General features: G+C 68.3%; 18 protein-coding genes. 7 read left to right on the top strand and 11 right to left on the bottom strand.

Translation table 11 applies throughout. The features are described 5' to 3' along the window. The first annotated feature begins 131 nt into the window (after positions 1 to 131). Together ACH413_RS38550 and ACH413_RS38545 are read left to right on the top strand one after the other, a co-directional pair. Positions 132 to 845: a response regulator transcription factor gene (locus ACH413_RS38550; protein WP_360043723.1), complete on the top strand. Its 714-nt coding sequence runs from the start codon at positions 132 to 134 to the stop codon at positions 843 to 845. A 130-nt stretch (positions 846 to 975) separates the two neighbouring features. Then, positions 976 to 1,848: a DNA-3-methyladenine glycosylase family protein gene (locus ACH413_RS38545; RefSeq protein WP_396425539.1), complete on the top strand. Its 873-nt coding sequence runs from the start codon at positions 976 to 978 to the stop codon at positions 1,846 to 1,848. Here the strand turns inward: ACH413_RS38545 and ACH413_RS38540 are convergent. Further along, positions 1,754 to 2,701, bottom strand: a complete 948-nt coding sequence (locus ACH413_RS38540) for a serine/threonine-protein kinase (RefSeq protein WP_360043725.1) — start codon at positions 2,699 to 2,701, stop codon at positions 1,754 to 1,756. The genes ACH413_RS38545 and ACH413_RS38540 overlap by 95 nt on opposite strands. A 107-nt stretch (positions 2,702 to 2,808) precedes the next feature. Next, the gene (locus tag ACH413_RS38535; protein WP_360043728.1) at positions 2,809 to 4,191 is read right to left on the bottom strand and encodes an N-6 DNA methylase; all 1,383 of its coding nucleotides are present in this window, start codon (positions 4,189 to 4,191) and stop codon (positions 2,809 to 2,811) included. A 52-nt stretch (positions 4,192 to 4,243) separates the two neighbouring features. Here ACH413_RS38535 and ACH413_RS38530 point away from each other — a divergent pair, with 52 nt between their 5' ends. After that, entirely contained in the window at positions 4,244 to 4,939 is a 696-nt protein-coding gene (locus ACH413_RS38530) for a protein phosphatase 2C domain-containing protein (protein ID WP_360043731.1), read from the top strand. A gap of 22 nt (positions 4,940 to 4,961) precedes the next feature. Then, on the top strand, positions 4,962 to 5,579 hold the full coding sequence (locus tag ACH413_RS38525) for a hypothetical protein (protein WP_360043733.1): 618 nt from the start codon (positions 4,962 to 4,964) through the stop codon (positions 5,577 to 5,579). 60 nt (positions 5,580 to 5,639) lie between these two features. Here ACH413_RS38525 and ACH413_RS38520 read toward each other — a convergent pair whose 3' ends face one another. The 3 genes from ACH413_RS38520 to ACH413_RS38510 all read right to left on the bottom strand — a co-directional run bounded on the left by ACH413_RS38520 (position 5,640) and on the right by ACH413_RS38510 (position 9,356). Continuing rightward, the gene (locus ACH413_RS38520) at positions 5,640 to 7,412 is read right to left on the bottom strand and encodes an alpha/beta hydrolase (RefSeq protein WP_360043735.1); all 1,773 of its coding nucleotides are present in this window, start codon (positions 7,410 to 7,412) and stop codon (positions 5,640 to 5,642) included. A 176-nt stretch (positions 7,413 to 7,588) separates the two neighbouring features. Continuing rightward, positions 7,589 to 8,482, bottom strand: a complete 894-nt coding sequence (locus tag ACH413_RS38515) for a helix-turn-helix transcriptional regulator (protein ID WP_360043737.1) — start codon at positions 8,480 to 8,482, stop codon at positions 7,589 to 7,591. 58 nt (positions 8,483 to 8,540) lie between these two features. Continuing rightward, complete coding sequence (locus tag ACH413_RS38510) at positions 8,541 to 9,356, bottom strand: oxidoreductase (protein ID WP_360043740.1); 816 nt, start codon at positions 9,354 to 9,356, stop codon at positions 8,541 to 8,543. A gap of 135 nt (positions 9,357 to 9,491) precedes the next feature. On the opposite strand from ACH413_RS38510, the gene ACH413_RS38505 reads away from it, so the two are divergent. Genes ACH413_RS38505 through ACH413_RS38495 form a run of 3 tightly spaced genes read left to right on the top strand, consistent with a single transcriptional unit; the run spans position 9,492 to position 11,107 of the window. Further along, positions 9,492 to 10,016, top strand: coding sequence for a TetR family transcriptional regulator (locus ACH413_RS38505; RefSeq protein ID WP_360043743.1), 525 nt, complete (start codon positions 9,492 to 9,494; stop codon positions 10,014 to 10,016). Positions 10,017 to 10,061: 45 nt separating this feature from the next. Further along, on the top strand, positions 10,062 to 10,244 hold the full coding sequence (locus tag ACH413_RS38500) for a hypothetical protein (protein ID WP_360043746.1): 183 nt from the start codon (positions 10,062 to 10,064) through the stop codon (positions 10,242 to 10,244). Continuing rightward, a complete protein-coding gene (locus tag ACH413_RS38495; RefSeq protein ID WP_360043749.1) occupies positions 10,244 to 11,107 on the top strand; it encodes a 2OG-Fe(II) oxygenase in 864 nt (287 codons plus the stop codon). The genes ACH413_RS38500 and ACH413_RS38495 overlap by 1 nt, the downstream gene beginning before the upstream one ends. On the opposite strand, the gene cobF is transcribed toward ACH413_RS38495, so the two are convergent. From cobF to ACH413_RS38465, 6 genes are all read right to left on the bottom strand, one after another. Then, positions 11,108 to 11,851, bottom strand: coding sequence for a precorrin-6A synthase (deacetylating) (gene cobF, locus ACH413_RS38490; protein ID WP_360043752.1), 744 nt, complete (start codon positions 11,849 to 11,851; stop codon positions 11,108 to 11,110). It lies immediately after the preceding gene. A gap of 9 nt (positions 11,852 to 11,860) precedes the next feature. Then, positions 11,861 to 13,081, bottom strand: a complete 1,221-nt coding sequence (locus ACH413_RS38485; protein ID WP_360043755.1) for a phenylacetate--CoA ligase family protein — start codon at positions 13,079 to 13,081, stop codon at positions 11,861 to 11,863. A 3-nt stretch (positions 13,082 to 13,084) separates the two neighbouring features. Then, a complete protein-coding gene (locus ACH413_RS38480; RefSeq protein ID WP_360043758.1) occupies positions 13,085 to 15,559 on the bottom strand; it encodes an acyl-CoA reductase in 2,475 nt (824 codons plus the stop codon). Then, positions 15,556 to 16,692 carry a hypothetical protein gene (locus tag ACH413_RS38475; protein ID WP_360043761.1) on the bottom strand — a complete coding sequence of 379 codons (1,137 nt, stop codon included), beginning with the start codon at positions 16,690 to 16,692 and terminating at the stop codon, positions 15,556 to 15,558. Before ACH413_RS38475 ends, ACH413_RS38480 begins: the two co-directional genes overlap by 4 nt. Next, the gene (locus tag ACH413_RS38470) at positions 16,689 to 17,810 is read right to left on the bottom strand and encodes a GNAT family N-acetyltransferase (protein WP_360043763.1); all 1,122 of its coding nucleotides are present in this window, start codon (positions 17,808 to 17,810) and stop codon (positions 16,689 to 16,691) included. Before ACH413_RS38470 ends, ACH413_RS38475 begins: the two co-directional genes overlap by 4 nt. Before the next feature lie 312 nt (positions 17,811 to 18,122). After that, entirely contained in the window at positions 18,123 to 18,761 is a 639-nt protein-coding gene (locus tag ACH413_RS38465; RefSeq protein ID WP_360043766.1) for a peptidylprolyl isomerase, read from the bottom strand. Between the last annotated feature and the right edge of the window lie 18 nt (positions 18,762 to 18,779).

The following is an 18,779-nucleotide window of genomic DNA, read 5'->3' as shown; positions in this document are numbered from 1 at the left end:
GGGCCGTTATGTGCAACCCGTTACGCCTCCGTGCGCGCGAGACGGTTCGCAACCTGCTCGTTATGCCTGCCTTCCTGAGTTCCTCGTTCGGGAACAAACTGGAGACTGGTCCGGTCTGACAGGGAGTGCGCATGACGTTGACGACGAGCACCTCGTGGGCGAGCGCAGGTCTGCAACTGGTGGACAAGCCGCGCACGATCACCGTTGGCATCGCTGACGACGAGGTTCTGATCCGCACGGGAGTCCGCGGTGTGCTGGAGCGTTCCGGCAACGTCGTCGTGGTCGGTGAAGCCGGTGACGGCGGTGGCGCGCTCGAACTCGCGCGGCGCCAACGCCCGCAGGTGCTGCTGATGGACGCGTCCATGCCCGGCATGGAAGGCCTCGCGGCGGTGCGGATGGTGCGTAGGCACGTGCCCGGTACCCAGGTGATCATGCTGTGCACCCGGCAGACCGAGGAGATGCTCTTCCCCGCGTTGCGGGCCGGCGCGGCGGGATTCCTGTTCAAGAGCGGCGAACCCGACGCGTTGGTGAGTGCCGTGCGTGCCGTCGCAGCAGGAGAAGCGATCCTCTCGCCGTCCGCGACGCGCGCGTTGATCGACCACTTCACCGGCGCCGACTCGGAACGCCGTGACGCCGCGCGCAGCCGCATCGGCCTGCTCACTCGACGCGAGCAAGAAGTGCTGGTGTATCTGGCGCAGGGCATGGCGAACGCGCGCATCGCTAGGCTCATGTACCTCTCGGAAGGGGCGATCAAGGCCCACGTCAGCCGACTGCTGACGAAACTTCGGTGCGACAACCGCGTCCAAGCCGCTCTCATCGCACGCGACGCCGCCCTTCCATGCTGAATCTGACAACTGCTGCCACGGCGCGACAGCCAGCCTAGCCACGGAATTTCGCGCCGCGAAGCAGGTCACCCGGTTGGCCCCGTCCAGAATGATGTCGCTTTCCCGCCAGCGTCTCGCTTGGAATGGCGCCATGCTGGTGGACATGCAGCTCGACACGTTCTCGGAACACTTGCACTTTCAAGCACCTCTGTGTCCCGACAACCTGTTCGGCCACCTCATCGCCACCGCCGTGCCCGGAGTGGAGGAGTGGCGCGACGGTGTCTACCGGCGAACCTTGCGACTTCCTTGCGGATTCGGGATCGTCGCATTGCGGCCGTTCCCCGAGCACGTCGCCTGCACGCTGGAACTGTCCGATTCTCGCGATTTGGCCAGTGCTCTAGACCTTTGCCGGTTTCTGCTGGACCTCGACGCCGATCCATTGGTGGTCGATGCTGCGTTGTCCGCGGATCCGCTTTTGGCGCCGCTGGTTTCCGCCGCGCCCGGCCGCCGTGTGCCGCGCACGGCGGACGGCGCGGAGTTCGCCATTCGCGCCGTGCTGGGCCAGCAAGTGTCAACGAAGGCCGCGCGCACGCACGCCGCACGCCTGGTCGCCGCTCATGGGACGCCGGTGGGTGACCTGTTCCTGTTCCCGCTGTCGTTCGACGTCGGCGAGCTGGCCATGCCCGAGTCCCGCCGCCGCACGATGGCCGCGTTGCTCGGCGCACTGGAGTCCGGTTTGGACCTCTCGCCCAGCGCCGACCGAACCGTTGCGCGCGAATGGCTTTCGTCGCTGCCCGGCTTCGGCCCGTGGACCGTCGAGTCGATCCTGATGCGCTCTTTGGGCGATCCCGACGCGTTCCTGCCGACCGACCTCGGTATCCGGTTGGCCGCGGAAGCCCTGGGCCTGCCGTCGACGCCGGCGGCGCTGGTCAGGCGTTCGGAGGCGTGGCGACCGTGGCGGGCGTACGCGGTGCAGCACCTGTGGGCGACCGGTGATCACGAGGTGAACCGAATCCCGGCCTGACCTGCACGCTCGAGTACATCGCCGTCGACCCGTCCCGCACGAACCCGGGCAACGCCGGCGGATCCTGCGCAAACCCTTGCAGGTCCTCGAAAACCTCCAGCGCCGTCGCCGGCCGCCCGCCGGGGTCCTTGGCCAGCAGCCGCTGCACCACGGGGTCGAGCGCGCCGGGCAGCCGCGGCGGCGGCTCCTTGACGTGCTTGTCGAACACCGCGTACGCCGTCGGCCCGGTGAAGAGTTGCTCGCCCGTCAGCATCTCGTGCAGTACGCACCCCAGCGCGTACAGGTCGCTGCGCGGCTCGGCGATCCCGCGCTGAATCTGCTCCGGCGCCATGTACGAGGGCGTGCCGAGGATCTGGCCGGCCCGGCTGAACGGCGCGACGTCGCTCTCCCGCAGCAGCGCGAGCCCGAAGTCCAGCACCTTCACCGCGCCGTCCGGGCACAGCATCAGGTTGGTGGGCTTGAGGTCGCGGTGGCAGATGCCGCGTTCGTGCGCGGCGGCGAGGACCGCGGCGGTCTGCGCGGCGATGTTCGCGGCCCACGCCTGGGGCAGCGGGCCGAACTCGCCGACCAGGTCGGCGACCGTGACGCCGTCGACGAACTGCATGACCTGGAACAGGCGCTGCTCGTACGTCCCGAAGTCGTACAGGACGGGCACTCCGGGGTGCTCCAGCTTGGCGACGATCCTCGCTTCGCGCGCGAACCGTTGCGCCACCTCGTCATCGCTGCCGGGCAGGCGCAGCAGCTTGACCGCGACCCGGCGATCCAGGCGCAGGTCCCGCCCCTTGTGCACGGCACCCATGCCACCCCGCCCCAGCGGCAGGTCGTCGATCTCGTAGCGGTCGGCGATCAGCACCCGGGAAGCCTAACTGCCGTCGCCTGTTCGCTGACCCCGCGCTTCCTCGTACGCGAGGCGACCGTAACAGCGTTTCAGGACGTTCCGAACGGGTGAATCTGCCGGAATCACGCCGGACCGACCTGTCCGCTCAGGAGTCCATTGTAGCCCAAACGGACCAGCGCGGCGGCCTCTTCCAGACCTGCTTCCAGTGCCTTGAGCTGCGCGAACGCCTGTCCGTACCGCCGTTGTCCGGCCAGCGGGAGCGACGGGACCTGGGTGCGGCGCACGTCGAGGCGGGTCGAGCCGGTCGGCGTCCTGGCGAACGCGGCACGCAGCACGCCCTCTAGGAAGTCGGGGTCGACCTTGCGCGGATCGATCTCGTACGTCGCGCCGGTCGGGGACGTGACGACGTGCTTGCCGGGGGCCGCGCGGACCAGCTCGCCGATCGTCGTCATCGGGGGAGAGGGCTGCTCCTGCAGTTCGGGCAACGAGGTCAGCACGAACGTCGGTTGCGCGGCGAGATAGGCGGACGCGTCGGTGTCGTTGCGGCGCGATGGACTGAGGTCGACGTCGTCGTCCAGCAGGTCGATGACCCGTGTGTTCGGGTCGAGCGGACCGGGCGCCTCCAGCAGTGCGATGTGTTCTGGCGCGCGGCCGATCGGGTTGCGCAGCAGCCACAGATCGCGTCCCGGCTGCACGGTCATCACGGCGCGCAGGGCGCCGGCGCGCAGCAGGTTGCCGCGAATCCGCTTGCCGGGCCTGCGGGACGCCGCCGCCGACGGCAGCAGCACCGCGACCAGCCCTCCGGGTTTCGTCAGCGACAGGCAGTGCTGCAACCACGCCAGCTCGGGTTCGCCGCGCGGTGGCAGCCCGTAGGTCCAGCGGGCGTCGCCCACCAGTTCCTCGTGGCCCCACGCCCGGTCGTGCCACGGCGGATCGCACACCACCGCGTCGGCCTTCTCCTGGACGCCGTTGTGCCGCAACGAGTCGCCGGTGTAGATCTGCGCGTGCGGCATTCGGCGGCGCGCGATCACCGCCGAGACGGGATCGAGCTCCTGCCCGATCTTGTTCCGGGCCCTGGAAGCCTTCAGCAAACTGCCCGTGCCGCACGCCGGATCGATCACCGTGTCACCGTCGGTCGTGGCCAGCACGACCTCGATGACCTCGGACGGAGTGGGATTCAGCAGCCGCGAGTGGGCTTCGAGGTAGCGCTCGTGCAGGAACTCGAACGTCTGCGCGTCGGCCTCGACCGCGGCCAGCGCCTCGCCGAGCTTCAGGTCGTCGGCGGTCCGCAGTTGGGTCCACAGCCGCTCGGCCGGTGAGACACGGAACGGTTTCCCGTTGCGCCGAAGCCATGACTCCACGTCGCGCAACAGGTACAACGGACTTGAGGCCGTCCCGCCGACCGGTGACGGGAAGTCCTCGAACCGCCGCCGCCAGTTCGACACCGCCGCCCGCCCCACATCAGCGAGGCGCGCGATGTCACCGGCGTTGACCGTCTCATCCATGTTCACAACCGTATTGCTTGTGAACTCACTTCACAACTGGTGTACTGGAGGCATGACACACGAGCTGCGCATCGCCGTGGCGACCGATCCTGGGCTCGTTCGCGAGCACAACGAGGACTCGGTCTACGTCCGCGCGGACCTGCAGGCCGTGGCGGACGGCATGGGCGGCCACGAGCACGGCGAAGTGGCCAGCGCGCTCGCGGTGAACGTCCTGGCGAGCTGGCAGGGCGACCTGGGCCCCGCGGTCTCCGAGATCGCGCGCAGACTCGACGCCGAGACGCCCCAGGGCGCCGGCACCACCCTCACCGCCATCCGCTGGGAGGGCCTCGCCTTCCAGTTGGCGCACATCGGCGACTCCCGCGCGTACCTGCTCCGGGAAGGCGAGCTCCGCCAGATCTCCCACGACCACACCATGGTGCAGGCCTTGGTGGACGCCGGTCGCATGACGCCAGAGGAGGCGCTCGTCCATCCGCGCCGCGCCTACGTGTTGCGCGCCTTGCAGTCCGGCAACTCGCACGACCCGGATCTGACGTGGCACCAGGCCAAGGTCGAGGACCGCTACCTGTTGTGCAGCGACGGCCTGACGGACTACACGGACATCGACGACGTCCACGAGATCCTACTGTCCACTGAGGACGGAACGGACGCGGCCTGGCAGCTGATCGCACTGGCGAACGGCAACGGCGGCCCGGACAACATCACCTGCGTGATCGTCGACGTGATCCGCAAGAAGTGGTGGCAGCGCTAGCGAATCCCGCTACCGTCGCGCTGTGACGAGTGGTGGGGACCTGGGGATCGCGGCCGCGCGTCGCCTGGCCGAGTTGGGCTGCTGTGACATCGAGCGGGGACTGACCGACGCGGAGTTCGCCCGCATCGAGGCCGAACACGGATTCGAGTTCGCTGACGACCATCGCGCGTTCCTCGCGGCGGGGTTGCCGGTGAACACGCCTTACATGTCGGAAGCGGGGGTCTTCCACACCTGGGATCAAGCGTGGCCCGAGTGGCGGGGCGACCCGGACGATCTCCACCGGCGACTCGACAGCCCGGTCAGGGGTGTCCTGCAGGAGGTCGAGGACGACGAGCACTGGAACCCGGCCTGGGGCGAGGAGCCGGAGACGACTGACGAAGCGATGGCGGTGGCGCGACTCATGATGGAGGACGTGCCCAGGCTGATCCCGGTCTACCGGCACAGGTTCCTGCCCGCGGGGCGAGGCACGTCCGGGCATCCGGTTCTGTCCGTGCACGGAACGGACATCATCTGCTACGGCAGTGACCTGATCGACTACGTCAGCCGGGAGTTCGGGCCGGGCAGGCCTGTGTTTCCGGACGACTGGGCTCTTCGGCCCACCGTGCCGTTCTGGAGCGACTACCGGAACAACCGTTGGTAGTCCCGCGCGTGGAAACGGCCCCCGGCACATCGCGCCGAGGGCCGCAGCTCTAAAAGGGTGTTACAGGTTGGCCGGCATGCCCGACTCGTCGGCCGCCGCCGTCGAGGAACCGCTCAGCAGGTCCTTGACGATCTTGTTGGCTTCCTTCACGGCCGGCGTGATCATCTTGATCTTCACCTTGCCGTTGGTGAGCTTGCCGCCGACGTCGAACGTCTTGTCCTCGCCCGGCAGCGGAAGCGCCTGGCAGCCCGTGAACTGCTTGCGCGGGGTGGCGCCGGTCTGGAAGTAGAAGACGATCGGGTCGTCGACGCAGTCCGTGTTGTACGGGAACAGGCCGTGCGAGCCCTCGTTGTCGACGCTGATCAGCTTGGCGTTCGGCAGCGCCTTCGCCGTGGCGAGACCACCCTCGTACGCGGTGGCGGCGTCCAGTTCGGACTGTGCGACCAGCAGACGCGGGAAGGTCTTCTTGTCCGGCTTCGGCATCGAGTTCTTGGTCTGCCAGTAGGCGCACAGCGGCGTGCTCATGAACGGCGCGATGAACGGCGCGTTCACGGTCAGGTCGGCCAGCCAGTAGTTCCAGTAGTGCAGGTTCTGGTTCCACTGACCGTCCTGGCAGCGGATCGCCTCGAACGTCGCGTCCCAGGTCTCGACCTCGGCGGCGGCGGTCGTGGCCTTCGCCGCGACGCGCTCCTTCTTGGCGATCGCGTTGAGCGCGTTGCTCTTGCCCTTGGCGATGAACGCCTTGTTCTCGGCCGAAAGGCCAGGCGTCGCCAGCATCTTCGCGACGAGCTGCTCGACCTTCGCCGAGTCGGTCGCGGCCGGAGCCGGGTCACCGATCACCGCGGCCACGGCCGAAGCGGCGGTCGGGTACTGGGTGGTGTCGTACATGGACGGGATCACGAACCACGCGACGAACAGCTGACCCAGGAACTCGCGGGTGCCGCCGGCCTTCTCCCAGTTGCGGCGGATCTCCATCGGGTCGGTGCCCTGGCCGTACGTGGCGTTGTTGCGCGCCATGTAGGGCAGCAGCGCCTCCTGGAACTGGCGGTCGCGGGTGCGCGGCTGCAGGTCCCAGGTGTTCTCCAGCGTCGACTGCGAGGCGTCGACGGCCGAGTCGAGCAGGAAGCGGTGCGCCTTGCTCGGGAACGTGGCGGCGTACCAGGTGCCGAGCCACGTGCCGTAGGAGTAGCCGATGTAGCTCATCTTCTTCTCGCCGAGCACGACGCGGATGAAGTCCATGTCGTAGGTGGTCTGCTCGGTGGTGATGAACTGGGTCAGCGGGTTCTCGAGGCAGCCGTCGACCTTGGCCTTGTTCAGCACGTTGACGTCAGTGCTGTTCGGGACGGTGTAGCTGCAGGTGAGCGGGGTGGAGAGGCCGACGCCGCGCGGGTCGAAGCCGATGAAGTCGTACTGGCCGGCGAGGACCGGGGTGCGCAGGGCCATCGCCGCGCCCCACGGCAGGCCGGAGCCGCCGGGGCCACCGGGGTTGACCAGCGCGATGCCCTGACGGCTGGTGCCCTTGTACGCGGTCTCGGTCTTGGAGACGCGGATGCCGATCGTGTTGCCGTCGGCCGGGTTGTGCCAGTCGCGCGGGACCTGGATGGTCGCGCAGGCGAGGCCCTTGACGGTCTTGAACTTCTCGACGGTCTCCGGAGCGACGCCGGGGAAGGTGCACTCCTCCCAGGTGACCTTCTGGGTGGCGAGCGCGCCCGCGAGCTTCTGCGTGTCCGGGTCCTGCTTGGCAGCCGCGCCGGCCGCCGGCGTGAGCACCATGCTCGTCGCGATCAGTGCCCCTGTCAGCGCGGCGATGCCGCCTCTGAAGTACTTCCTCACTGGTGGATCCCTTCCTGCCCCCGCACGGCCGGGTGAGGCCGCGCTTGCAACAGAGGAGAAAGGAAAAACGCTCGTTTAACACTCCTGGGTGATGGCAGAAAGTCGCCATGTCTGGAAACCGTCACCAATCGTGTTCACAGAGTGATGAAGATCAGTGTCTCAATTACGTTGAGTGACTAAAGCCAACCGCGCCGTGACGCCTGCACGCCGAGTTGGAACCGGGTCTGCGCACCCAGCAACTGCTGCAGCCGGCTCACCCGGCGGTGCACCGTGCGCTCGCTGATCCCGAGCTCGCGCGCGATCGACTCGTCCGTCAGACCCGCGCTGAGCAGTGCCATCAGCCTCCGGGTCGCGGTGGTCGGTTCCTCCCGGGTGACCTCGTGGCCGCCAGGCGTGATCGACACCGCCATCCGCCAGAACGCCTCGAACAACTCGATGAGCGCGCTCAGTAGCACGGACGGGTGAATGAGCAGTGCCACCACGTTCCCGCCGGTGACCGTCGGCACCGCGATCAACGCACGGTCCGAGTCGGCGATCACGAGCTTGAGCGGCACCCCGGGAAACGTCCGCGCCTGCTCGCCCACGGCGATGCTCTCCTGCACCGACGCGAACCCTCGCTCGGTCTGCAACAGCGCCGACTCGTACACGACCCGATAGCCGACGCCGCGGGCCAGCGCCGGAGGCTGTGCGGGACTCGCCTCCGGCTGCGGGCTCAGGTACGAACCGGGGTCGAGCGCCCGGATCTCCGACTTCGCCTGGCTCTGCATCTCCTCGAACGCGCTGATCACCTCGGCCGCGTCCTGGAGCACCTCGACGAAGTCGACCTCTTTCGCGCCACGCGCGGCGTAGGCGGCGGCCAGGAACTCAGCGGTCTCCCTGGCCCTGACGGCCGCGGCCTCGTGCCCGGACGCGATCGCGGCCAGTGCCGAGCGCGGCGGCCGCACGCCGTCGTTCCTGACCAGCCCGAGCCGTTCGAGTTCCGCGCGCGCCGCAGCGGACTCCGCGCTGTCGTCTCCGCGCAGCATCGCCAGGTAGAGCTTCTCGGCCTCCGGCGACAGCCCCTCGTGCACACGACTCCCCTCGGTGGTTCTGAACCGAAGGTACCTGCTCAGACGGGAGGAACACGGCTTAGGCGAACCGGCGCATCGCACCGAGGAACAGGGCGTCGAACGCCCGGTCGGACAACACCCTGCGCGCGAACAGGATCGGCCGCGCCCCGAACCCCGCCGCGTACCTGGTGCGCGGCCTGCGGGCCTGGGCGGCCTTCACGATGACGTCCGCGATGACCTTCGGCTCGCTGCCGCGATCCATCTGCGAGAAGAACCCGGACAACTGCTTGACCTGGCCCGCGTAGGCACCGCCGCCGGACGTCTTCTGCAGGTTCTCGACCGCGATCCCGCCCCACTCGGTCTTGATCCCGCCGGGCTGGATGACCACGACGTCGATCCCGAACGGCTTCAGCTCGAGCCGCAGCGAGTCGCTCAGTCCCTCCACCGCGAACTTCGTCGAGTGGTACCAGGCCCCGAGCGGCTCGTAGATCCGCCCGCCGATCGACGAGACGTTGACGATCCGCCCGCGCCCGGCCTCCCGCATGTGCGGCGACACCAGTTGGACCAGCCGCGCCAGCCCGAACACGTTGACCTCGAACTGGTACCGCGCCTCGTCCAGCGGCACGTCCTCGACCGCGCCGTACGACCCGTAGCCGGCGTTGTTCACGAGCACGTCGATCCGCCCGGACTCGGCGATGATCTTCTTGATCCCGTCGATCATCGACTCGTCGCTGGTGACGTCCATCTCCAGCACCCGGATGCCCTGTGCGGCGAGCCCCTCCATCCGCTGCACCCGACGGGCCGCCGCGTACACCGTGTAGCCGGCTTTGTGCAGCTCGACCGCAGTGGACTCGCCGATCCCCGACGAGGCACCCGTGACCAGTGCGACCTTCATGGCGTTCTCCTGACTGACCGGTTGGCTGGACTAACTAACTGTTTGGTTGCTAGAGCCAGGCAACCACGTCCGGGGCGAGCTGTCAACTAACTGGTTAGTTGCTACTACTAACCGGTTAGTTAAGATGGAGGTGTGGTGAGGGACAAGGAAGCGACCAAGGCCAAGTTGCTCGACGCGGCGCTCGAGGAGTTCTCCCAGTACGGGATCGCCGGGGCGCGAGTCGACCGCATCGCGGCGACGGCCGGCTGCAACAAGGCGATGATCTACGCCTACTTCGGCAGCAAGGAGGGCCTGTTCGACGAGCTGCTGAAGATCCAGGTCGACCGCATGATCCAGGAGGTCCCGATCACGCCGGAGGACCTGCCCGGCTACGCGGGCCGGCTGTTCGAGGCGTACCTGGAGCGGCCGCAGTTGCTCAGGCTCGTGGCCTACCACCGCTTGGAGAACGGCTTCAGCGAAGTTCCGAAGGCTGAAGCGGAGGCCTACAAGCACAAGATCGAGGCCGTCGCACAGGCTCAGATGGAGGGCAGGATCTCGGCGGCGTTCAACGCCACGAACCTGCTCGACCTGGTCGTGCACATGTCGATCCTCGCGTTCAGCACCCCGAACGCGACCCGTGAACTCGTCGAACGCTCCGTGCGGCGGCTGATCGCCGAGTAGGGTCGAGGTCAGGAACGCGGGAAACCACTACTGGGGGTGGGGAACGTGCGCAAGATTCTGATCGCGGGTTCGGTGATCGTCGCGACGGCCGTGACCGGCGGTGCCGCGCAGGCACAAGAAGCACCGGACGGCAACGACGTCCTGATCGCACCGCAGGGCAACGACGTTCTCATCGCGCCGGACGGCAACGACGTCCTGATGCTGCCGGACGGCAACGACACGCTCTGATGCTCACGCCGGGAGACCGGGCGCCGCTGTTCGCGATCAAGAACGCCGACGGCGGCTACTGGTTCAGCGAGGAGGCGGGGAAGCCGGTCGTCGTGTCCTTTGTGGACGAACTGGACGAGCACCTGCGAGAGCACAGGAACCTCGTCTGGGTCGTGCGGAAGCCGTGCGATCCGCCCGAAGGCGTCACGGTCGTCCTCGACGACGGCCAGATCGCGGCGAAGTACGGCATCGGCAACGCCTCGGCGCTGCTCGACGCCAACCTCAGGGTCGAGGCGATCGTCCGGCGGGGCGAGCCGATCCCGGCCGTGCCCGACACCGACCTCGCCGCGCCGGTCCTGAGGGTTCCGCGCGTGCTGGAACCGGAGTTCTGCGACGAACTGACCCGGCACTACGACCGGACAGGCGGCACCGACAGCGGCTTCATGCGCACGGACCAGGGGCGCACGGAGATCGTGCACGACCACGGCCACAAGCGCCGCCAGGACCTCAAGCTCGAAGACCCGTTCCGCGCGGCACTGAAAGCGCGCGTCGAACGAAGGCTGCTCCCGGAGATCCAGCGGGCGTTCCAGTTCACGGCCACACGCGTCGAACGCTGGATCATCGCCTGCTACGAAGCCGAGACCGGCGGCCACTTCCAGGCCCACCGCGACAACACCACGCAGGCCACCGCCCACCGCAGGTTCGCCGTAACGATCAACCTCGGCGACGACTTCGAGGGCGGCGAACTCAGGTTCCCGGAGTACGGCAGCAGGACCTACCGGGCGCACAAGGGCGAAGCACTGGTGTTCTCGTGCTCACTGCTGCACGAGGTCACCCGAGTGACCCGAGGCCGCCGGTACTGCACGTTGCCGTTCCTGCACTGATCAGGGCCGGCGCAGCAGGTAGGTGTCCATGATCCAGCCCTTGCGCTCGCGGGCCTCCGAGCGAACCCGGCGGATCTCCGCGGCCACGTCCCCGACCCGCCCCGACACCAGGATCTCGTCCGGCATCCCGAGGTAGGCGCCCCAGTAGATCCACGTGTCCGGGTCCACGCCCTCGAAGGAGTACGACGCGTCCAGCATCACGGCCACGTCGTCCACATCGGACGGCCACCCGGCGGCGAGGCGGCGGCCGGTCGTGATCTGCACCGGCTTGCCGACCTGGTTCAGCGACACGCGGTGCCCGGCCGTCAGCGCCGCCACCGACGTCACGCCGGGGATGACCTCCACCGCGAACGACTCGCCGCGGGCCAGCAGGTCGTCGAGGATCGCCAGCGTCGAGTCGTAGAGGGACGGGTCGCCCCACACCAGGAACGCCCCGACCTCGTCCTCGCTCAGGTCTGCGAGCAGCCCCAGGACGACGTCCGCGCGGTCCCGGCGCCAGGCGTCGATCGTCGCCTTGTAGTCGGCGGGGTTGCGGTCGCGTTCCGGATCCCGGCCCTCGACCCAGCGGTACGGCCGCGTCACGTGCGCCTCCAGGATCGACGCGCGCAGGTCGACGAGCTCCTGCTTCACGGACCCCTTGTCCAGCACGAAGTACACGTCGACCGTCTGCAACGCCTTGACGGCCTGCACCGTCAGGTGGTCGGGGTTGCCCGCGCCGATACCGATGACCAGGATCTTTCGCACCGCCACACCCTAGACGGGGCGTTCGTCGACGAGCCGGACGGTCTTCCCGCTGCGGGGGTTGACCTCCAGCGTCGCGACCCACTCGACGGCCAGCGGCGCCACGGTTCCGCGGCCGGCCTGCAGTTCGAACCGCGGGCTGATCACGTGCACCTCGTCCCGGACGGCCTCGAAGTCCTGCGGCTCTCCGGCGATCCGCAGCACCAGCTGGTCCCGCGCGTCCACGCGGCGGATCACGACCTGCACACCGTTGTGCACGACGCCAGCGCGGTCTACAGCGGCCCGCAGGTGGTCGAGGTGCAGCGTCACCGGGCCGACCCGCGCGCCCTCGTCGGCGCGGCCGAGCAGCCGGAAGATGCCGTCCTCCACGTCGACCCACTCGGCCAGGTCGCCGACCGGGTAGCGGATCATCGGCTGCAGCCGCCGGGTGAGGTCGGTCTGCAGCAACCGGCCGGCCTGGCCTGGCGACGTGATCAGCTTGCCCGTCTCGACGTCGACGATCTCCAGCACGGAGCTGTCCACGAAGGAGCGGAACACCCGCGGGTCGTCCGAGCCGAGCACCGCCGTGCCGATGATCCCGCCGTCCACGCTGCCGTAGACGAACGACCGGAACTCGGCCCCGGGAAAGGCGGAGGACAGCAACGCGCGCTGGTCGTCGTACAGGGCCTCGCCGCTGAACAGGATGAGTCGCACCAAAGGGAGTGAGCCGACCGAAGCCACGACGTGCGACGCCAGCCGGCACAACGTCGTCGGGAAGCCCGCGACGACGGTGGCGTCGAAGTCCTGCATGGTGGTCAGCGTGAACTCGACCGGCGCGCTGCCGGTGATCGGCAGCTGGACGAGGTCGATCGGCGATCGTTGCAGGGCGTTCAGCGCGAAGATGAAGCTGGAGTACAGCTCACCGGCCGCGAAGAGGTTCGCGATCCGGTCGCCGTGCCGCAGTCCCGCCGCGGGCAGCGTTTCCGCGTACGCGCGGCACATCGCGTCCCACTCCTCGTTGGTGTAGAAGGAGACGCGAGGTGCCTTGGTGGTGCCGCCGGTCTTGAAGATCAGGCCGTCGGTGTGCGCGCGGGTCAGCACCTGGTTGTGGCGGATGGTGTTCGCGGCCCAGAACGCGGCCTGGTCGATCACCGGCAGCTCGGACAGCGGCGTCGAGGAGTCGTAGCCGTCGTACATCTCCTTGTAGAAAGGGGAGTGCGTGCGGGCGTAGCAGATCAGGTCGAGCACGGACATCGTTCACACACTCCTGCTGCTGCGCTGGTCGACGACCGCGATCAACTTGCCGCTGCTCTTCGTCCGCAGGAAGTCCGCCAGCGGAACGTTCTCCACCCGCACGGTCAGCAACGAGTCCTGTTCCACGGCCTCGGCGACTTCGGAATAGCGCGACAGCAACGTGATGTGGGTGGCCGCGGGCTCGGGCGCGCGATCGCGTTCCATTCGCACGACGAGCTCCTCGCCTTGAGCGTCCTCGTTCAGCTCGATCTGCAACGCGCCGGCGTAGCTGTACTCGTCCTCCAGGATCGTGAGGAACCGCCGGTAGTTCAACGTCTGCGCGGCGGCCCGGAACACGTCACCGGTGCGCCCCAGCAGTTCGAACCGCGGCGTCTGGCGGCCGCACTCGCAGTCGCCTGGGACCCAGCGGCCGAGGTCGCCGATCTCGTAGCGCTCCAGCCGCTGGCCCCGCCGCGTGTGCGTGGTGAAGACCAGCCGGCCGGGCTCGCCGAACGAGACGGACCGGTCCGCCTCGGGATCGAGGATCTCCAGTGTGTGCAGGCCGGTGAACAGGTGGTGCACCTTGCCGGACGACGCCTGGCACTGGTAGCCGACCGGGCCCGCGTCGACGGTGGCGTAGGCCGCCGAGCGGATCACCTCGACGCCGAACTCGTCGCGCAGCCGGGCGATGGCCTGCGCGCCGAAGTGCTCGCCCGCGTAGAAGATCTTGCGGATCCCGCCGTACTGCTTCAGCTGGTCGCCGTGCTCGGCGAAGAGCCGCTGCACGAACGAAGGCGCGGTCAGCAGCGTGTCGACGCGGTTGTCCACAATGGCCTGGGCGATCGCGTCGAGTTGGCCCCACTCGCCGCCCATCGGGAACTGCACGGCGTTCATCCGCTCCAGCGCGGAGAAGAAGCTGACGAAGCTCGCGTACATGTGCCCGTTGAAGAACAGGTTCATGATCCGGTCGCGGCGCGGGTCGAGGCCGGTGGCGAGCAGCGCCTCGGCGCCGACCCACATCTGCTCGTCCCAGTCCGCCCAGGTGTACGCGGACAGCTTGGGCGCGCCGGAGCTGCCGCCGCTGCGGAAGTACACGTCCGCCGGACGGTCCTGCAGCGTCTCGAAGTCCGACTTCGGCGTCACCGGCACCGAAGGCACCGGGAGCTGCCGCGACTCGGCCAGGTCGTCCAGCGAGGCGTCCGCGGCGAACCTGTCGTCGAGCTGCACCGACACCCGGTTGCTGTAGCGCTGCAACGCGTAGACGCCGTCGTGGGGCTCGCCGCTGTAGCCGCCGAGCATCGACCCCGGTGTGGTGATCCGCTGCACGCCGACCGACACGAACGACCGGGCCAGCGCGGCGGTGTCGGGACGGTCCGCCGCGAGACCGACGGTCTGCAGGTAGCGGCGCATCGGCCGGAGCACGGAGGTGATCTGCTTGCGAGGCAGGGGCTTCACCCACACCGTCCGGTACAGCGGCGAGGTGCGCAGCGCGGAACGGACGTCCGCCAGCACGCGCCAGTGCTCGCCGGTGTGCACCTTGGTGAGCTTGAGGTGCTCTTCGAGCTGGGTGACGACAACGGTGTTCGTGATCTCCGCCCACTCGGCCTGCGACGGTTCACGGGTCGGCGGGCCGGTCAGCTCCAGCACGGACGCGAACCGCTCGGCGAACGCGAAGACCTCCGCCGGGTCCTCGGTGTCGAGGTAGATCACCTGCGGGCTGGAGCACGCCTGCTGCTCCAGCTGGCACACGTCCGCCGCCAGCGCGTGCAGGGTGTCCACATCGGACCACGAGTCGCCGGTCAGGTAGGCGAACGACAGCTTCGGGCCCCAGTCGATCACCCGCGTGCCGGGCCGGACCAGCTCGGTGACGCCGGTGATCGCCTCCTCGCCACCCCAGACCGCGACGGCGTCGGCGGCGCCGAGCACGCGCGACATCCAGTCGGTGCGCGAAGAGGAGAAGTGCAGCACGACGAGCCGCGCGGCGATCTGGCCGGTCTGGTCGTGCGCTGCCAGCGAGGCGAGCACCTCGGCGGTGAAGCCCGAGTCGTCCGACGCGACCTTGATGACGTTGAGGTTGCCGGAGAGCAGGCCCTCGACGGCGCTCAGCACGCCCGCGGCCGGTGCGTTGCCCGCCGTCACGTGGGCGAGCAGGCCGAGCGGAACCCAGGCCTCGTAGACGGGCGTGCGGAAGTCGAAGCGGACCATCCGCGCCGGGTCGAGGTTGCCGAGCTCGCGCTTGAGCTTGCGTTCCAGCGAGACACGGCTGAGCGCGTTCCGCAACGCGTCCAGCGTCTCGTCGATCTCCACCTCGTCGAGGCCCCACGAGACCAGCGACGCGCGGTGCTGTTCGAGGTCCAGCTTCTCGGCGGCGGCGAGCACGACGAGCGGGTTCAGGCGCGGCCCGGTGATGACCTGCTGGGTGAGGTCGTCCAACGTGTCGAGCCGCTGCGCGACGGCGTCGTCGTCGATCCACTCACCCTGCCAGAGATGCCGGTTCATGCCTTGCCCTTCAAGAGTTCTGCTGCGGCGATCGCGCAGGATCGGTTGCGGGAGACGCCGGCGCGGCCGAGGATCTCGAACCACGGGGTCTCGTTGCCGCAACCGCACTCCTCAGGTGCGTGCAGTGCGGCCAGGTCACCCATCAGCACGCTCTGCGCGGGCGCCGAGGTGATGTACGGGGACACGAACTGGATGTAGCCGGACTCGCCGTACGGCAACGGTTCCAGCGTCCGGACGTTCCGAACGATCGCACGTGACCACGTCGGCACGTGCAGGTTGTGGTGCGAACATTCGACGTACGGGACCGAGTGCTCGACGGAGCCGTAGCTGTCGCGGATCCGCTCGTCTGGGATTCCGAGCATCTCGGTGACCTTCGAACGCAGTTCGGACTTGGAGATCTGCTTGTCCGCGTTGCCCTTCCAGCCACCGCCGAACCACACCATCGAGCGTTCATCGAGCCGCAGCGGTTCCAGGCCCATCGCGCGCATGCGGTCGATGGTGAAGCTCAGGAACGCCGGGAACCCGAAGATCCGCACGGGTTTGCCGCTATCCGCGAACCGTTGCAGGGCGCGGATGCTGCCGAACGCGTCGAACTCGTGCCCGGTGCCGGTGTGCGCGAGGCCGTAGTCGACGGACTCCACGGGCGCGAAGTCGGTCATGAACTGGCCGGTGAACGAGCTGCCCAGCTTCACGTTCGGCGTCGGCTGGTTGAGGTTGATCAGGTAGTGCACCGGGTCGGCGTCGATGAACCCGTTGTGGTCGTAGATCCGCGCGACCATCCGCTGGCCCGCCCGGAGAGTCCACGCGTCCCAGAACATCTGCGACTTCTGCCCGGTGGTGCCGGACGAGGTGGCGTGCACGACGACCTGGTCGCGCGGCACCGACAGCACCTCGTGCATCTTGAAGAAGTTGGCGTGCACGAAAGGTTGTTCGGTGATGTCGCGCAGCGGCTTGCCGTTCCACAGGCTGCGGAAGAACTCGTTGCGCTGGGCGTGCCAGCGGTTCGACTCGTTCATGGCTTCCAGGAACAGGTCCGGGTCGCTGTGGTCGTACGGCGCCGCGATGTCGCACAGCGCCTGGACGGCGCCCAGCGAGGGATCCGGCACCGTTGCCGGTCCGAGGTGCGGGTTCATGCTCGAAAGACTCCGTTGGTGTTGAGGAACTTCTGCGTCCACAGCTCGATGTACTGCTCGGTGAAGGGCCGGAACGCCTCGTCGATCGCGAGGCCGCGGAAGTCCGGCGGTTGCGGCGTGTGCACCATGACCACGTAGTCGTGGTAGACCTCGCCGTCCTTGCGCATCGCCGGGTACAGCGCCACCGGCAGGAAACCGAAGGCCAGCAACGCGCTCAGCTCGTCGAACTCGTGCAACGGCACCAGCGTCTCGACGTGCGGCGCGCCCAGGCCGGCCAGCGTGTCGATCACGCCACCGAGGTGCGGGAGCAGTGCCTGGGGACTGGGGGTGGCGCCGAAGATCGTGCAGTACCCGTCGTGCCGGTTGAGGTGCCCGTAGATCTGGTACTCGCCGCGCTCGTCGGCCAGCAGCACGTTCGGCTTGTGCAACGGGTAGAACCGCCGCGCCGGGTCGTTGATCGTGAGCTCGAAGTGCCGCTGCACGAACTGCGGCGCCTCGACGACCTCCAGCCGCGACACCTCACCGGCGCCGAAAGCGGTGTCCTCGACGAACTCCGGCAGCGACGGCATCGTCGCGCGGGTGGCCATGACGAGCTTCCGCAGGCTTGCCGGCACCTTGTGCACCTCGGCCCGCTGCTCCAGCACCCCGTCGCGATGCCTGGCCAGCAACGTCATCGTCTCGCGCTTGGCGTGCTTGAACAGGTTCGGGACGAGCCCGAGTGGGTGGAACCCGTTGCGCAGACACACTCTCTGCGGTGCGAGGTGGACCGTCCGTGCGGTGCCGTACACCGAGTCAACCTCGCCGCTCGCGAGCATGCGGTCGGTGATCTGCCCGACGGCGTGGTTCGCGATGCCGCCGCCCTGCGCCTTCGGGTCCACGACCAGCCCGGCGATCTTGCCGAGACGGTCCGCGCTCTCGACGTGCCCGGTGATCGAGGCGACGACCTGGCCGTCGCGGCGCCACACCAGCCACGTGGTGTGCGGGGCCTCGATCTCGGCCGCCATGACGTCGGGGTCGGTGCCCATCGCGATGGGGTAGTTCGCGCCGTGAGCCCGCCGGTAGAGCCTGAGCAGATCGTCGACGTCGTCGAGTCGAGCCGGCTCGAACTCGGGTGCCACTCCTGTGCCTCCTCAAATAACCGAAAATCAGGCTACTGGCTGGTACAGCCGCCATTCAGGTGACGGAAGCGCGGGAGCTGCGGAATTGATTCCTGAGGGCGAGCGGGATCACATCAAGTATCAAATCGCCCTTAATTGTCGGTGGTTCATCCGGGTTAATATGCGCTGGTAGACGCTGTGACGGAGATCGCGTACCGGATTTTCGCCTTTCGGAAACATGTCAACACGAGACGCTCTCGTGGCGCTATTCCGGCGCCAAACGCAAAGTAGTCGCCGTTTCAACGAAACGGCGACTACCCGGAAAATCAGCAACTAGTGGGCGAGCACGTGCAGGATCCTCACCGGCTTCTTCGGCAGGCCGTCCAGCAGGCCGTCCGGCTGCGGCACGATCCCGGCCTTCACGATCCGGTCGAGCGTGTCCATGCCATAGGTGACGTGGCCCATCACCGTGTAGTTCGGCGCGATGTTGGCGAACGAGTGCACGATGAAGAACTCGCTGCCGTTCGTGCCCGGCCCCTGGTTGCCGTACGCGATCGTGCCGCGCGGGTAGGTCTCCTTGCCCGTCACCTCGTCGGCGAACCGGTAGCCGGGCCCGCCCTCCTCGGCGCGGTAGATGTCGCCGCATTGCAGCACGCCCAGGCGTGTGGTGTCGGTCAGCCGCCAGCACTGCGACATCGTGTAGAACCAGCTCCGTGCCAGGTGGGCGAAGTTCTCCACGCCGCACGGGGCGTTGGCGCGGTCGAGGTCCGCGACGACCACGCCGTAGTTCGTCAAGATGGTGACCTTCACCGTGCCGCGGGCGGGCACGACGGCGCTGGGCGGCTGGACCGGGCGTGCGGCCGGGTTGTCCGGCGTCGGGATGAACTCGCAGCGCGCCGTGGGCGTGGCCGGCGCGGCGGACGCGACCGGGGCGAGGACGACCATCATCAGGACAGCGAGCAGTAGCCTCATGAGTGCCGACCGTAGCCG

Origin of the sequence: Lentzea sp. NPDC020367 (assembly GCF_044387305.1) — a bacterium.
GTDB lineage: Bacteria > Actinomycetota > Actinomycetes > Mycobacteriales > Pseudonocardiaceae > Lentzea.
This window is presented reverse-complemented; position numbering and strand designations above follow the sequence as displayed.

Excerpts from the sequence above, each read along its gene's own strand:
- ACH413_RS38475 (WP_360043761.1), bottom strand. The coding sequence starts at position 16,692 with ATGAACCCGCACCTCGGACCGGCAACGGTGCCGGATCCCTCGCTGGGC.
- ACH413_RS38545 (WP_396425539.1), top strand. The coding sequence starts at position 976 with ATGCTGGTGGACATGCAGCTCGACACGTTCTCGGAACACTTGCACTTT.
- ACH413_RS38465 (WP_360043766.1), bottom strand. The coding sequence starts at position 18,761 with ATGAGGCTACTGCTCGCTGTCCTGATGATGGTCGTCCTCGCCCCGGTC.
- ACH413_RS38535 (WP_360043728.1), bottom strand. The coding sequence starts at position 4,191 with ATGGATGAGACGGTCAACGCCGGTGACATCGCGCGCCTCGCTGATGTG.
- ACH413_RS38550 (WP_360043723.1), top strand. The coding sequence starts at position 132 with ATGACGTTGACGACGAGCACCTCGTGGGCGAGCGCAGGTCTGCAACTG.
- ACH413_RS38485 (WP_360043755.1), bottom strand. The coding sequence starts at position 13,081 with ATGTCCGTGCTCGACCTGATCTGCTACGCCCGCACGCACTCCCCTTTC.
- ACH413_RS38480 (WP_360043758.1), bottom strand. The coding sequence starts at position 15,559 with ATGAACCGGCATCTCTGGCAGGGTGAGTGGATCGACGACGACGCCGTC.
- ACH413_RS38530 (WP_360043731.1), top strand. The coding sequence starts at position 4,244 with ATGACACACGAGCTGCGCATCGCCGTGGCGACCGATCCTGGGCTCGTT.
- ACH413_RS38510 (WP_360043740.1), bottom strand. The coding sequence starts at position 9,356 with ATGAAGGTCGCACTGGTCACGGGTGCCTCGTCGGGGATCGGCGAGTCC.
- ACH413_RS38495 (WP_360043749.1), top strand. The coding sequence starts at position 10,244 with ATGCTCACGCCGGGAGACCGGGCGCCGCTGTTCGCGATCAAGAACGCC.